The organism is Streptomyces sp. NPDC006552 (genome assembly GCF_040611655.1).
Taxonomy (GTDB): domain Bacteria; phylum Actinomycetota; class Actinomycetes; order Streptomycetales; family Streptomycetaceae; genus Streptomyces.
The window spans coordinates 23,647-37,048 of record NZ_JBEXOS010000035.1; the positions used below are offsets into that span (position 1 = coordinate 23,647).

The following is a 13,402-nucleotide window of genomic DNA, read 5'->3' on the forward strand; positions in this document are numbered from 1 at the left end:
GCCACCCGCCGCGCCCGCCTCCTGACGCCTACGCGGCCTTCTCCGCCGCCGCGTCGTCCTCGGGGAGCGGCGCGGCGATCAGCCGGCGCAGCAGCGCGGGGCGGGCGGCGGGGGCCGCGTCCGCCAGGAGCGCGGCGAGCACGGCGATCCGGGTCTGGCCCGCGCGCAGCGTGCCGGAGAGCACGGCGCCCGCGGCGACCAGGTCGACGGCGCCGCCCCCGGTGTAGATCTCGGCGAGCGGTCCGGCCGGGACCCGGGTGCTGACGGCGACCAGGACGCCGCGGCGGACGGCGGCCGCGACCGCGTCGACGAACTCGGGGGTCGCGTTGCCGGCGCCGGTGGCGACGAGCACGACGCCCCGCGCGCCCGCGGCGAGCGCGGCCTCGAAGAGCGCGGGATCGGCGTCGCTGTGGTGCATGACGATGTCGACGCGCGGCGGCGCGGCCGCGTCCGGCGCCGGCAGCGGGGCCGGACGCCGCGGCCCGGTGCGGATGTCCACCCGGCCGAAGCCGAGCCGGCCCAGCGGCCCGGCCGAGGGGTCCGCGAAGGCGTTCGCCGCGAGGGTCTGCGTCTTCACGGTGCCGCGCGCGGCGTGCACCCGCCCGTCGAAGACGACCAGGACGCCCAGGTCCCGCACGGAGGCGGCGACCTGGAGCGCGTCGTACATGTTCCCCGGACCGTCGCCGTCGGCGGCGCCGAGCGGCTTCTGCGCGCCGGTGAAGACCACCGGGCGCGGGTCGTCGTGGTGCAGGTCGAGCAGGAACGCGGACTCCTCCAGCGTGTCCGTGCCGTGCGTGACGACGATGCCGTCCACCGCCGGGTCCGCGAGGACCTCCCGCACGGTGCGCAGCAGGGTCAGCTGCCGCTCGCTGGTCATCCGCGAGCTGTTCACGTTGAACAGGTCGACGACCTCGACCGCCACCCCGTCCGGCACGGCGGCGCTGGCCAGCACGGTGTCCCCGCCGGCGTCGGCGGCATAGCCGGTGCCCTGCCAGCGGCTGGCGATGGTGCCGCCGGTGCTGATGAGAGTGACGCGCCTGGGCGCGCGGGTGCGTTCCATGGGGGGCTGCCTCGCGAAGGGGGAAGGGGTGCGGCCCGGGGGAGCGCGCACACGTTCGATCTTCAGCAAGGATAATTCCAGGAGTGCGCAATCCGATTGCGAATGATGGCCGGTGGGTGTCCGGTCCATGGCGCACAATTGCGTCATGGACCGGATCGACAGGCAGATCTTGCGCGAGCTCCAGGCGGACGGGCGTCTCAGCAACCAGGAGCTGGCCCAGCGGGTCGGCCTGAGCCCCTCGCCCTGCCTGCGCCGCGTCCGCCAGCTGGAGGCGGACGGTGTCATCCAGGGGTACCGCGCGGTCGTGGACCCGGCCGCCGTCGGCCGCGGCTTCGAGGTCCTCGTCTCCATCGAGGTCCGCCGCGACCGCGCCGCCGTCGAGGCCTTCGAACGCGCCCTTCAGGACATCCCGGACGTCATCGAGGCTCACCGCCTCTTCGGCAGCCCCGGCTGCCTGCTGCGCATCGCGGTCGCCGACCTGGCCGCGTACGAGCGGCTGTGGATCGAGCGGCTGACCACGCTCGACGGGGTCACCGAGGTGAACTCGCAGATCATCATGAAGCGCGTCAAGGAGCCGCGCGGCCTGCCGGTCTGACGCGTGTCCGGGTGCGGGCTACAGGAGTTGGCTGACCCGGTAGCCGATGCCGCCCTCCACCAGGTAGCCCGAGGCGACGCACACCACGTCGTTGAGCCACGCGTAGCGCCGCGAGCCCGTCTCGAAGAGCGGGTTGGTGCGGAAGTAGTAGCGGGCGGGGTCGACGAGGTGGCGCCGGTCCGGGTCCGCCGTCTCGGCCCGCGCCCCGGGCGGGGTGACCCACCGTCCGCCGTACGTCATGTGCACCAGGTCGCCGTCGTGGGTGCGCAGCGGCAGCCGTACGTCCAGCGTCAGCGTGCCGTCCGGCCGGAACAGGCCCCAGTCGCCGCCCACCGGCAGCACGTCGCCGCGCAGGTGGGGCCCGGCGAACGTGCCGCCCGCGGAGCCGAAGAACATCCGCCGCCCCAGCGGCCCCGTGCCGAAGTCGCGGCGCGGGTCCAGGTCGACGACCATGTCGAAGAGCCGGACGGTGCGCGGCTCGGCGACCTCTTTCACGCGGGGGTCGAGTGCCATCTCTCATCGCCTCCTGTCGCCGAACAGCGTGGCCCGGACGGTGTCTGTCGAGACCCCCGACTGCGCGCAGAGCTCCGCCAGGTCGAAGCAGAACACCTCGCTCGCGATCAGGCCGTCCCGGAAGCCGAACCGGATGGTCACCGGCAGCACGGCCCGCCGCCCCGTGGGCCGCACCCCGAACCGGTCGCCGGTCATGGTCAGCCGCGCCGTCCCCCAGCACACGAGCGTGCCGGCGCCGAGCGCGTGGCCCTCCAGCGCGACCTCGTAGTCGGGGAAGGAGGCGAAGAAGCCGGCCAGCGCCCTCTCGTTGGCGGCCGTCCCCCGCGCCTGCGAACCGAGGGCCGGGGCGTGCAGCGTCATGTCGGGATGGAGGCAGCGCAGGGCCGCGGGCACATCCTGCCGGCTCTTGGCGGCGGCGAGCGCGTGCGCCAGTTTGAGCATGCGGATGCTGTCCAGGGAGGCCGAAGCCTGGTCCGTGGTGTCCATAAACAAAACGTACGGCCGTACGTACGCTTTCGGCAAGGGCTCTGGAAGAATGCCCGTCATGAGCGCATCGGATGAGGGGACCGGCGACCGGCGGCTGCTGCGCGGAGCGCGCTCGCGCGCCGCGATCCTGCGTCGTGCCGTCGACGTCGCGTCACTGGAGGGGCTCGACGGGCTCAGCTTCGGCGTGCTCGCCACCGGAGTCGGCGTCAGCAAGAGCGGCGTCCAGACCCTCTTCGGGACGAAGGAGCACCTCCAGACCGCGACGGCCGAGTACGCGCGCGGCGTCTTCGACGAGGCCGTCGTCCACCCCGCACGCGCCACCGCGCCCGGGGCCGCCCGGCTGCGGGCGCTCGTCGAGGCGTGGATCCGGTACGCGCGCGCCCCGCTCTTCCCGGGCGGCTGTTTCTGGGCGGCGAACCAAGCCGCCTTCGACGGCCGCCCCGGCCCGGTCCACGACGCGCTCTTCGCCGGCCAGCGCGACTGGCGCCGGCTGCTGGCCACCGAGGTACGGCACGCCACCGGCGCCTCACCGGAGGCCGCCGACCTCGCGGCGTTCCAGCTCGACGCGGTGCTGCTCGCCGCCAACACCGCCTTGCGCTGCGGTGACGACACGGCCGTGGACCGGGTCCGGCAGGTGACGGAGGCGCTCCTCGCGCCGTCCGGCCCGGACAGGGCGACGACCGTACGACAGCCCTGAATCGGGCCCCTGACGGCCGCGGAGTTCGTATGCTCACACGATGATCGAACGAGTAGCGCGGGACAACGGGGACGGACAGCACGAGGGGCTCCTCGCGGGCCGGGTGGCGATGATCACCGGGGCGTCGAGCGGGATCGGGGCGGCCGCCGCACGCCTGTTCGCCCAGGAGGGCGCCGCCGTCGTCCTGATGGCGCGGCGCGGCGACCGGCTCGGGGAACTGGTGGCGCGGATCGAGGCGGACGGAGGCCGGGCGGCGGCGGCCGTGGGCGACGTGACCAGACCCGACGACGCGCGCCGGGCCGTCGAGACGGCCGTCGACCGGTTCGGGGGCCTGCACTGCGCGTTCAACAACGCCGGGTACGCCACCCTGGACAGCCCGCTGCACGAGACGGACGACGACGTGTTCGCCCGCACGATGGACGTGAACGCGGGCGGCGTCTGGAACTGCATGAAGCAGCAGCTGCCGGTGATGCTGGCCGGCGGGGGCGGCTCGATCGTCAACACCAGCAGCACGGCCGGCCGGTACGCCACCGGAGCCTCCGTGGCCTACGTCGCCGCCAAGCACGCCGTCCTCGGCATCACCCGCGGCGCCGCCGCCGAGTACGGGCAGCGGGGCATCCGCGTCAACGCGCTCGTCGTGGGCACCACCCGCAGCGAGATGATCGACGAGGCGGTCCGGCAGATGCCGGTGCTGGAGAGCGCGTTCATCGCCCCGCAGATCCAGAAGCGGATGGCCTCGCCCGTCGAGATCGCGCAGGCCGCGCTCTGGCTCTGCAGTGACCGGTCCTCCTTCGTCACGGGCACCGCGATGCCGGTGGACGGGGGCATCTCGGCCCAGGCCATAGCGGGGCAGTGAGGCCGGCGCGGTCCCGCTAGGAGTCGCACGACAAATAGGTGGCGCGGCACGGGCGCCCGGGGATACGGTCCTGTCGTTCCCGGGGCGGTCCGCCGCCCGTGCAGAACAAGCAGGACAAGAGGGACCGGACAGGACACGAGCCGAGATCGCTGATCTCGCCGGACGCAGGGAGGTGGAGACGATGACGGTCATGGCGACGGGCGCTGCCCGCATCCGGAAGTTCATCACGCCCACCTCCGTGGCCACCGGCTGAGCCGTACCGCTCGCTACCCGTCGCCGGGGCCGCCCTTCGAAGGGTCACCCCTTGTCCTACCGCTCCGACCACCCCGTCCTCGCCCCGTACGGCTGGGACTCCCACTGGGCCGCCGCGTTCGCCCCGTTCGCCGAGCGGGGTCTCGTGCCCGGCCGGGTGCTGCGCGTCGACCGCGGGCGGTGCGATCTCCTCACGCCCGAGGGGACCGTGCACGCCGACACCGAGTACGTCGTACCGCGCGACCCCCTGAAGGTCATCTGCACCGGCGACTGGGCCGCCGTCGACCCGGCCGGCCGTGATCCCCGGTACGTCCAGGCGTATCTGCCGCGCCGCACCGCCTTCGTGCGGTCCATCTCCTCCAAGCGGTCCGAGGGGCAGATCCTCGCCGCGAACGTGGACCAGGCCGTCATCGCCGTCTCCCTCGCCGCCGAGCTCGACCTCGGGCGGATCGAACGGTTCCTGGCGCTCGCCTGGGAGTCCGGGGCGCAGCCGCTGGTCGTACTCACCAAGGCGGACCTGGTGCCCGACCCCGTCACGCTGTCGTACCTGGTCGCGGACGTGGAGACCGCGGCGCCCGGCGTCCAGGTGCTGCCCGTCAGCGCCCACGACGGCGCCGGCACCGACGTCCTGCGGGCCGTCGTCGCCGGCGGCACCTGCGTCCTGCTCGGCCAGTCCGGCGCGGGGAAGTCCACGCTGGCCAACGCGCTCCTCGGCGCCGAGGCGATGGCCGTCCAGGCCGTCCGCGACATCGACGGCAAGGGCCGGCACACCACGACCACCCGGAACCTGTTCGCCCTGCCCGGCGGGGGCGTCCTCATCGACACCCCCGGGTTGCGCGGCGTCGGCCTCTACGACGCGCAGAGCGGAGTCGGGCAGGTCTTCGCGGAGATCCAGGAACTGGCGCGGGACTGCCGCTTCCAGGACTGCGCGCACACCGTGGAACCGGGCTGCGCGGTGCTGGCCGCGCTGGACGACGGCACGCTCCACCAGCGCCGCCTGGACAGCTACCGCAAGCTCCTCCGGGAGAACCAGCGTCTGGCCGCCCGCACGGATGCGCGGCTGCGGGAGGAGATGCGCCGGGTATGGAAACAGCGCGGCGCACAAGGACGCGCCGCGCTGGAGGCAAAGCGAGGCCGCTTCTCATAGCCACCCGCGCCCCTTGGAACTGCGGCGAAGCCGCATGTTCCAAGGGGCGCGGGGAACGGCGCGAGAAGCCCCACCGACCCGCACCCGACAACGCGCCACGAAGGACGAACCCCGCGTCCGATAACCGCCAGCCCCCAGCGGAGCGCAAGCGCACACTGGGACCCGTGACCACCCAAGAAGACACCCGCTACGAGGCCGTACGCAGCAGGGACGCCCGGTTCGACGGTGAGTTCTTCTTCGCCGTCGAGACCACCGGCATCTACTGCCGCCCGAGCTGCCCCGCGGTCACCCCGAAGCGGCAGAACATGCGGTACTACGCCTCCGCCGCCGCCGCCCAGAACTCCGGTTTCCGGGCCTGCCGGCGGTGCCGCCCGGACGCCGTGCCCGGCTCCGCCGCGTGGAACGTGCGGGCGGACGCCGTCGCCCGCGCGATGCGGCTCATCGGGGACGGCGTCGTCGACCGGGAGGGCGTCGGCGGGCTCGCCACCCGGCTCGGGTACAGCGCGCGCCAGGTCCAGCGCCAGCTCACCGCGGAGGTGGGCGCGGGCCCGGTCGCGCTCGCCCGCGCCCAGCGGGCGCACACCGCGCGGGTGCTGCTCCAGACGACGCCGCTGCCGGTCACCGAGATCGCCTTCGCCGCCGGGTTCGCCAGCGTCCGCCAGTTCAACGACACGATCCGCGCGGTGTACGCCCGCACCCCCACGCAGCTGCGCACCGACGCCCCCGGCCGGGCAGAGGAGCGGCGTACCGTCGCCGCCACCGCCGGGATCCCGCTGCGCCTCGCCCACCGCGGCCCCTACCCGGCGGGCCCCGTCTTCGACCTGCTCGCCGCCGCGCTCCTGCCCGGGGTGGAGGAGGTGAGCGGAGAGCGGGGCGCGCGTCTGTTCCGGCGGGTGCTGCGGCTGCCGTACGGCACTGGCGTCGTCTCCGTCGACGAGGCCGGCCACGAGCAGCCCGGCGCCCGCGCCGAGCACCGCGGCGGCTGGCTGGACGCCCGTATCCACCTGACCGACCTGCGCGACCTGACCACCGCCGTGGGCCGGCTGCGCCGCCTGTTCGACCTGGACAGCGACCCGTACGCGATCGACGAACGGCTCGGCGCCGACCCCCGGCTCGCGGCGGCGGTGGCCGCCCGGCCCGGCCTGCGGTCGCCGGGCGCCGCCGACCCCGAGGAGCTCGCGGTACGCCTCCTCGCCGGACCGCGGGAGTCCGCGCGCCTCGTCGAGCGGTACGGCAAGCGGCTCGACGCTCCCTGCGGCGGCCTGCACCGGCTCTTTCCCGAGCCGGACGCCCTCGCCGACGAACCCGGTCCGCTCGGCGCGCTCGCCCGCGCGCTCGCCGACGGCACCCTGGCCCTCGGGCCGGGCGCCGACCGCGACGACGCCGAGGCGGCGCTGCGCCGGCTGCCCGGCATGGACGCGCGCACCGCGGCCCTGATCCGGCTGCGCGCCCTCGGCGACCCGGACGTTGCCGTCCCCGGCGACGCCGTCGCGGCCGACGCCTGGCGGCCCTGGCGCTCCTACGCCCGCCACCACCTCCTCGTAGAAGGACAGCTGTGAACACCCTCAGTGAGACCACGTACTACACCACCGTCGCGAGCCCGCTCGGCGAGCTGCTGCTGACCGCCGACGCCGCCGGCGCCCTCACCTCCCTGTCCGTGCCCGGCCAGAAGGGCGGGCGGACCATCGAGGGGCTGCGGGGCGGGCCGGTGCGCGATCCGGCGCGGTTCGCCGCCCTCACGGACCAGCTCGACGCCTACTTCGCAGGGGAACTCAAGGAGTTCGACGTCGCCGTGCGGCCCCAGGGCACGGAGTTCCGGCGGCGTGTGTGGGCCGCGCTCGACGAGGTGCCGTACGGCGCGACCACCACCTACGGCGCCGTCGCCGCCCGGATCGGCGCCTCAGGGGTCGCCGTACGGGCCGTCGGCGGCGCGATCGGCGCCAACCCGCTGCTCATCGTGCGGCCCTGCCACCGCGTGATCGGCGCGGGCGGGGCGCTCACCGGCTACGCGGGCGGCCTGGAGCGCAAGGTGAGCCTGCTCACCCTGGAAGGCTCCCTGTGACGTCCGCGGGCCGGGCGGGGCCCAGCGCCACCGCCGCCGCGTACCCGTCAGGGACCGGGACGTCGCGCAGCGACCAGCCGCCGGGCGCTCCGGGGGAGCCCGGCAGCGTCCCGACGTAGTCGAGGTCGGGGGCGCGGGACAGACCCGTGCCGATGCCCTTGAGGTAGGCCTCCTTGCGCACCCAGGCGCGGGACACGGCGAGGCGGCGCTCCCAGGGGTCGTCCAGCGCGGCGAGTTCGGCCCGCTCCCCGGGGTGCAGCACCCCGGCCAGGTCGTCGGCCGCCGTGGGCTCCGCCACCTCCTCCACGTCCGCGCCGACCGCTACCGCGGCGAGCGCCACCAGCGACAGACCGCCGCTGTGGGAGAGCGAGAAGTGCAGCTCCGGCGCGTCGGCGAGGGCGGGGCGGCCGTGCGGCTCACCACAGTGCGCGCAGGGCCGGCGCACGAAACGCAGGGCGCCGGGCGCGCGGCCCAGCCGCTCGCCCAGGATCCCGCGCAGCGCCATGTGCGCGGCGACGTACCGCAGCCGGTGCCGGTCGAAGACGAACGCGGCGGCCCGCCGCAGCTCGTCCGCGTCCAGGACGCCCGCGCCGTCCGCGCTCGCGGGCCCCTCGTCGGTCCGCACGAGCCACAGCCCGGCGTCCCCGCCGCCCGGCAACTCCCGTACGTGGTCCACGGAGCACGCCTCCCGAGGGCACAGCGCCGCGAGGGTGCGGCGGCCACCGAGCCTACCGGCCCCGCCGGGCGCCGCCCGCGGCCGAGGCGTCAGCCCCAGATCACGGCACCCGCCCACGCCCCGACGATCAGCAGGCACGCGAAGAGTTCGGCCAGCACGCTGGAGCCGCCCGCGCGCATGGCCGTCCGGGTGGAGGCCACGGCGTCCCCGTGGCTGCCGAGCCGCAGCCGTTCCGTCGCGTAGATGCCGCCGACGAACCCGGGGACCGCGCCGATCACGGGGAGCACGCAGAACCCGATGACGGCGCCCGCGCCCGCCCAGAGCGCGAGCGTGCGGGTGGCGCCCGCCTGCCGCAGCCGGCGCGGCGGCAGCAGCCAGCGCAGCACCTGCGCGGCGAGCAGGACGACGCTCGCGCCGACCAGGACGCCCCAGGCCAGACCGCGCGGATCGCGCAGCGCCCAGACGGCGACCGCGGCCCACACGAGCCAGGACCCGGGCACCCCCGGCACCAGTACCCCGCACAGACCGAGCGCCAGCACGGCCCCGACCAGCAGGAGTTCCCACGCTCCCATGGCCCAAGGGTCCCCCAGCCGCGTCGAACGCGCAGATCAGGGGGTGAGCCGGGCTCCCCTCACCGCGCCACCCAGCCCCGCTCGTACGCGTGCCAGCCGAGCTGGAGCCGCGTCGTCACCCCGGCCAGCTCCATCAGCCGCTTCACCCGGCGCTGCACCGTCCGCAGCCCCAGATCCAGCTGCTTCGCCACGCTCACGTCGGTCAGCCCCGCCAGGAGCAGCGAGAGGATCTCCAGGTCGGTGCCGTCGGGCCCGGCGCGGCCCGCCTCCTCCACCCGGCCGCTCTCCCCGAGCCGCAGCGGCAGCGCCTGGCGCCAGACCGCCTCGAAGAGCCCGGAGAGGGATTCGAGCAGGCCGCTGGCGTGCACCACGAGCGCCGCCGGCTCCGAGGCGCCGGAGACCAGCGGGACCAGGGCGAGCGCGCCGTCGGCGATCACCAGCTTGGTCGGCACCCGGTCCAGGACACGGACCTGCTCGGCGCGCCCGATCGCCGCGGACAGCTCGGTCAGCCCGCTGGGCAGCGAGAGGACCTCCCGCTCGATGACGACGCGGTAGCCGACCCCGCGGCTGACGGCCTGCGGCTCCGCCTCGTTCTCCATGCCGGTCACGGCGATCGGGTTCCCGGTGACCAGGGCGCAGACCTCCGCGGTGGCGCCCAGCTGGATCTGCAGGAAGCGTTGCGCGACCGCGGCCGCGCCCGTCACGACCTCGACCAGGTCGTGCACTTCGGGTTCGGCGGCCCGGGCCCGGTACTCCTCCGCGAGGAGCGCCGCGGCCAGCTCCGCCTGCTCCAGATCGTGCCGGCGCTGGGTGAGCAGGGCGCCGAGGGCGACCCCCGGCGGGGCGGCCACCCAGCGGCCGGGCCGCGCCGAGGACTGCGCGGCGAGCCCGTGCCGCTCCAGGCGGCGCAACGCGACCTCGGCGTCGTGGTCGGCGAGCGCGAGGCGCCGGGCCAGATCGGAGACGTCGGCCGCGCCCACCGCCACCAAGGCGCGGTACGCCGACTCGTGCACCTCGTCCAGACCTATCGCACCCAGCATGCCGCGCTGCCCCTCCCGTCCCTCATGTCCTGTGCGGACCCCTGCGGGCCGGTCCCGTGCCACCGCCCCATGGCGGAAACCGGCCACGGCACAAACCCGCCGCGCCCATCTTCCCTGTACGGCCCGCCCCTGTGCCAATGTGGCGCCACCGCACCATCGACACCCACCGGGAATACGGCGTGCGCCAGTTCGACTGATCACCTGAACCGGTCCGCCGGGCGTCCTTCCCGTGGGGGGTGGGGCCGCCCGGCGGACCTTCTGTCCGGCCGATTTTCCCGATGCCCCGTTTTCGTACGGCCCGTGCTGTGGACAATGAGGGCATGAGCCAGCAGGGGGAGAAGCCCGCCCGTCGCCCGGCCCACGAGGACGAGTGGTGGGGCCGGCTGTACGAAGGCGCCGCCGCCGACACCGGAGCGGCGGCGACCGCGGACACCCTGGACGACCGTTTCGCCTCGGCCGGCGCGGTGGCGGCGCCGCCGGACGCGCCCCCACCGCCCCGGGTGCCGGGGGCCGGGTCCCGGCCCCCGGACGGAACGGACCCGGCCGCCCCCGACGCGCCGGGGCCCCGCGTCCCGCCGGCCGAGCCGCCCCGGACCACCGCGGACCCGGCCCCTGAACCTGCCCCGGACCCTGTCACGGAGGCCCCCGCGCCCCTGACCGTGTCCTACGTCGGCGACGGCCCGCCCACCTACGAGGCGGAGCCCACGGCGCTGCCCGTCGCCGACCCCGACGAACTGGCCGACCTGGTCGCCGACACCGTCCTGGACGGGGCGCGGTACGGAAGCTGCACCCTGCGGGCCGCCTCCGTGCGCGGCGACTCCGCGCGGTACCGGGGCGAGCCGCGCCGGGACAACCTGCTGACCGCCCGGTTCGGCAGCGGCCCCGGCGCGCTCGTCCTCGTCGCGATGGCCACCGGCGCCCGCGCGACGCCGGGCGCCCACCGGGCCGCCGCCGAGGCCTGCGACTGGATCGCCCGTGCCGTGGGGCTCAGTCACGCCCGGCTGGCCGAGGACATCCGCGCGGGCCGCCGCGGCGACCTCAAGTCGGGACTGCACCGGCTCACCGACCGCAGCCTCGGCAGGCTGCGGTCGATCGCCGCCGAGCGGGGCCTTGACCCCGGCGAGTACGCGGCCGGACTGCGCTGCCTGCTCGTGCCCGCCGACCCCGACTGCCGCACCCGGGTCTTCTTCGGGGTCGGCGCCGGCGGCCTGTTCCGGCTGCGCGACGGCGCGTGGCAGGATCTCGAACCGGGCGCCGCCGACGAGAGCGGCGCCCCCGTCGTCGGGTACGGATCGCCGCCCGCGGCCGAGAGCGCCGACGCCGACCGGCTCACCATGGACCTCGGGATCACCACGCCGCCCAGCCCGTACGAACCGGCCCCCGAACCGCACCGCGACCCGTTCCGCTTCCGGGCCTCCGTCGCCCGACCGGGTGACACGCTGCTGCTCTGCACCGCGGGCCTCGCCGAGCCCCTGCGCGGTGAGCCCGGCCTCGGCCGCCACCTCGCGCGCCGGTGGGCCGAGCCCGGGGCGCCGGGGCTCGCCGCGTTCCTCGCGGACGCCCAGGTCCGGGTCAAGGGCTACGCGGACGACCGGACGGCCGCCGCTGTTTGGGAGGCGTAACGGCGCGCCGTGTGAATTCATGGAACCGGCAGGCAGCAGCGGACGGTTCCGAAGGGGCGCGTGAGTATGGCCAAGCAGAACGTCGCCGAGCAGTTCGTCGACATCCTCGTCCGCGCCGGTGTGCGGCGCATGTACGGCGTCGTGGGCGACAGCCTGAACCCGGTCGTCGACGCGATCCGCCGCAACAGCGCCATCGACTGGGTCCACGTCCGCCACGAGGAGACCGCCGCCTTCGCCGCGGGCGCCGAAGCGCAGATCACCGGGCAGCTGACCGCTTGCGCCGGCTCCTGCGGCCCCGGCAACCTGCACCTCATCAACGGCCTCTACGACGCCCACCGCTCCATGGCCCCGGTCCTCGCGCTCGCCTCCCACATCCCCTCCAGTGAGATCGGGCTCGGCTTCTTCCAGGAGACCCACCCCGACCGGCTCTTCCAGGAGTGCTCGCACTACTGCGAGATGATCTCCAGCCCCCAGCAGATGCCGCGCGTCCTGCAGACCGCCATCCAGAACGCGGTGGGGCGCTCCGGCGTCAGCGTCGTCACGCTCCCCGGCGACATCGCCGACCAGCAGGCCCCCGGCCAGGCCGTCGAGACCGCCCTCGTCACATCGCGGCCCAGCATCCGCCCCGGCGACGCCGAGATCGACCAGCTGGTCCGGATGATCGACAAGGCCGGCAAGGTCACCCTGTTCTGCGGCAGCGGCACCGCAGGGGCGCACGCCGAGGTGATGGAGTTCGCCGAGAGGATCAAGTCGCCGGTCGGGCACGCGCTGCGCGGCAAGGAGTGGATCCAGTACGACAACCCCTTCGACGTCGGCATGAGCGGCCTGCTCGGCTACGGCGCCGCCTACGAAGCCACCCACGAGTGCGATCTGCTGATCCTGCTCGGCACCGACTTCCCGTACAACGCGTTCCTGCCGCAGAAGGACGTGAAGATCGTCCAGGTCGACGTCCGCCCCGAACACCTCGGCCGGCGCTCGAAGCTGGACCTCGCGGTGTGGGGCGACGTCCGCGAGACGCTGCGCTGTCTGACCCCGCGCGTCAAGGCGAAGACCAACCGCCGCTTCCTCGACAAGATGCTGAAGAAGCACGCCGACGCCCTCGAAGGCGTCGTCAAGGCGTACACGCGCAAGGTCGACAAACACGTCCCGATCCACCCCGAGTACGTCGCCTCCGTCCTCGACGACCTCGCCGCCGAGGACGCCGTGTTCACGGTCGACACCGGCATGTGCAACGTGTGGGCCGCGCGCTATATCTCCCCGAACGGACGGCGCCGCGTCATCGGCTCGTTCTCGCACGGCTCCATGGCCAACGCGCTGCCCATGGCGATCGGCGCCCAGTTCGTCGACCGCGGGCGCCAGGTCATCTCCATGTCGGGCGACGGCGGCTTCTCGATGCTGATGGGCGACTTCCTCACCCTGGTCCAGTACGACCTGCCGGTGAAGGTCGTCCTGTTCAACAACTCCGCGCTCGGCATGGTCGAGCTGGAGATGCTGGTCGGCGGCCTGCCCTCGTACGGGACCACGAACACGAACCCGGACTTCGCCGCCGTCGCCCGGGCCGCCGGCGCCTACGGCGTCCGGGTCGAGAAGCCCAAGCAACTGGCCGGCGCCCTCAAGGACGCCTTCCGGCACCAGGGTCCCGCGCTCGTCGACATCGTCACCGACCCGAACGCCCTGTCGATCCCGCCGAAGATCAGCGCCGACATGGTGACCGGCTTCGCGCTCTCCGCGTCGAAGATCGTGCTCGACGGCGGGGTGGGCCGCATGGTCCAGATGGCCCGCTCCAACCTGCGCAACGTGCCGCGCCCCTGACCCGGGCGGGCC

14 protein-coding genes are annotated in these 13,402 nt (G+C 74.8%); 8 read left to right on the forward strand and 6 right to left on the reverse strand.

Translation table 11 applies throughout. The features are described from left to right. Positions 1-28: 28 nt before the first annotated feature. Complete coding sequence (locus ABZY33_RS20755; RefSeq protein WP_356493078.1) at positions 29-1,060, reverse strand: asparaginase; 1,032 nt, start codon at positions 1,058-1,060, stop codon at positions 29-31. A 145-nt stretch (positions 1,061-1,205) separates the two neighbouring features. Here ABZY33_RS20755 and ABZY33_RS20760 point away from each other — a divergent pair, with 145 nt between their 5' ends. Next, positions 1,206-1,655 (forward strand): Lrp/AsnC family transcriptional regulator, encoded by a 450-nt coding sequence (locus tag ABZY33_RS20760; protein WP_356493079.1) that lies wholly within the window; start codon positions 1,206-1,208, stop codon positions 1,653-1,655. Between the two features lie 18 nt (positions 1,656-1,673). Here the strand turns inward: ABZY33_RS20760 and ABZY33_RS20765 are convergent, their stop codons facing one another. Continuing rightward, on the reverse strand, positions 1,674-2,168 hold the full coding sequence (locus ABZY33_RS20765; RefSeq protein WP_356493080.1) for a DUF3237 domain-containing protein: 495 nt from the start codon (positions 2,166-2,168) through the stop codon (positions 1,674-1,676). 3 nt (positions 2,169-2,171) lie between these two features. Beyond that, on the reverse strand, positions 2,172-2,654 hold the full coding sequence (locus ABZY33_RS20770; RefSeq protein ID WP_356493081.1) for a nuclear transport factor 2 family protein: 483 nt from the start codon (positions 2,652-2,654) through the stop codon (positions 2,172-2,174). 58 nt (positions 2,655-2,712) lie between these two features. On the opposite strand from ABZY33_RS20770, the gene ABZY33_RS20775 reads away from it, so the two are divergent. The 5 genes from ABZY33_RS20775 (at position 2,713) to ABZY33_RS20795 (ending at position 7,668) form a co-directional block, all read left to right on the forward strand. Further along, positions 2,713-3,351 (forward strand): TetR/AcrR family transcriptional regulator, encoded by a 639-nt coding sequence (locus tag ABZY33_RS20775; RefSeq protein ID WP_356493082.1) that lies wholly within the window; start codon positions 2,713-2,715, stop codon positions 3,349-3,351. A 109-nt stretch (positions 3,352-3,460) separates the two neighbouring features. Continuing rightward, positions 3,461-4,207 carry an SDR family oxidoreductase gene (locus ABZY33_RS20780; protein ID WP_356493127.1) on the forward strand — a complete coding sequence of 249 codons (747 nt, stop codon included), beginning with the start codon at positions 3,461-3,463 and terminating at the stop codon, positions 4,205-4,207. A 304-nt stretch (positions 4,208-4,511) separates the two neighbouring features. Further along, positions 4,512-5,606 carry a ribosome small subunit-dependent GTPase A gene (gene rsgA, locus ABZY33_RS20785; RefSeq protein WP_356493083.1) on the forward strand — a complete coding sequence of 365 codons (1,095 nt, stop codon included), beginning with the start codon at positions 4,512-4,514 and terminating at the stop codon, positions 5,604-5,606. A gap of 164 nt (positions 5,607-5,770) precedes the next feature. Next, positions 5,771-7,165: an AlkA N-terminal domain-containing protein gene (locus ABZY33_RS20790; protein WP_356493084.1), complete on the forward strand. Its 1,395-nt coding sequence runs from the start codon at positions 5,771-5,773 to the stop codon at positions 7,163-7,165. Beyond that, on the forward strand, positions 7,162-7,668 hold the full coding sequence (locus tag ABZY33_RS20795) for a methylated-DNA--[protein]-cysteine S-methyltransferase (protein ID WP_356493085.1): 507 nt from the start codon (positions 7,162-7,164) through the stop codon (positions 7,666-7,668). Before ABZY33_RS20790 ends, ABZY33_RS20795 begins: the two co-directional genes overlap by 4 nt. Here ABZY33_RS20795 and ABZY33_RS20800 read toward each other — a convergent pair. From ABZY33_RS20800 to ABZY33_RS20810, 3 genes are all read right to left on the reverse strand, one after another. After that, positions 7,646-8,344 (reverse strand): 4'-phosphopantetheinyl transferase superfamily protein, encoded by a 699-nt coding sequence (locus ABZY33_RS20800; protein WP_356493086.1) that lies wholly within the window; start codon positions 8,342-8,344, stop codon positions 7,646-7,648. The two genes, ABZY33_RS20795 and ABZY33_RS20800, sit on opposite strands and share 23 nt — an antisense overlap. An 89-nt stretch (positions 8,345-8,433) precedes the next feature. Further along, positions 8,434-8,916, reverse strand: coding sequence for a DUF456 domain-containing protein (locus ABZY33_RS20805; protein WP_356493087.1), 483 nt, complete (start codon positions 8,914-8,916; stop codon positions 8,434-8,436). 59 nt (positions 8,917-8,975) lie between these two features. Continuing rightward, a complete protein-coding gene (locus ABZY33_RS20810) occupies positions 8,976-9,956 on the reverse strand; it encodes a helix-turn-helix transcriptional regulator (RefSeq protein ID WP_356493088.1) in 981 nt (326 codons plus the stop codon). Positions 9,957-10,276: 320 nt separating this feature from the next. Here ABZY33_RS20810 and ABZY33_RS20815 point away from each other — a divergent pair, with 320 nt between their 5' ends. Both ABZY33_RS20815 and ABZY33_RS20820 read left to right on the forward strand, forming a co-directional pair. Continuing rightward, on the forward strand, positions 10,277-11,578 hold the full coding sequence (locus ABZY33_RS20815; protein WP_356493089.1) for a protein phosphatase 2C domain-containing protein: 1,302 nt from the start codon (positions 10,277-10,279) through the stop codon (positions 11,576-11,578). 66 nt (positions 11,579-11,644) lie between these two features. Next, the gene (locus ABZY33_RS20820; RefSeq protein WP_356493090.1) at positions 11,645-13,390 is read left to right on the forward strand and encodes a pyruvate dehydrogenase; all 1,746 of its coding nucleotides are present in this window, start codon (positions 11,645-11,647) and stop codon (positions 13,388-13,390) included. The last annotated feature ends 12 nt before the right edge of the window (positions 13,391-13,402 follow it).

Bases quoted from the DNA above. Each gene is read 5' to 3' on its own strand.
- ABZY33_RS20805 (WP_356493087.1), bottom strand. From the start codon at position 8,916: ATGGGAGCGTGGGAACTCCTGCTGGTCGGGGCCGTGCTGGCGCTCGGT.
- ABZY33_RS20765 (WP_356493080.1), bottom strand. From the start codon at position 2,168: ATGGCACTCGACCCCCGCGTGAAAGAGGTCGCCGAGCCGCGCACCGTC.
- ABZY33_RS20775 (WP_356493082.1), top strand. From the start codon at position 2,713: ATGAGCGCATCGGATGAGGGGACCGGCGACCGGCGGCTGCTGCGCGGA.
- ABZY33_RS20755 (WP_356493078.1), bottom strand. From the start codon at position 1,060: ATGGAACGCACCCGCGCGCCCAGGCGCGTCACTCTCATCAGCACCGGC.
- ABZY33_RS20815 (WP_356493089.1), top strand. From the start codon at position 10,277: ATGAGCCAGCAGGGGGAGAAGCCCGCCCGTCGCCCGGCCCACGAGGAC.
- ABZY33_RS20780 (WP_356493127.1), top strand. From the start codon at position 3,461: ATGATCACCGGGGCGTCGAGCGGGATCGGGGCGGCCGCCGCACGCCTG.
- ABZY33_RS20760 (WP_356493079.1), top strand. From the start codon at position 1,206: ATGGACCGGATCGACAGGCAGATCTTGCGCGAGCTCCAGGCGGACGGG.
- ABZY33_RS20820 (WP_356493090.1), top strand. From the start codon at position 11,645: ATGGCCAAGCAGAACGTCGCCGAGCAGTTCGTCGACATCCTCGTCCGC.
- ABZY33_RS20810 (WP_356493088.1), bottom strand. From the start codon at position 9,956: ATGCTGGGTGCGATAGGTCTGGACGAGGTGCACGAGTCGGCGTACCGC.
- ABZY33_RS20770 (WP_356493081.1), bottom strand. From the start codon at position 2,654: ATGGACACCACGGACCAGGCTTCGGCCTCCCTGGACAGCATCCGCATG.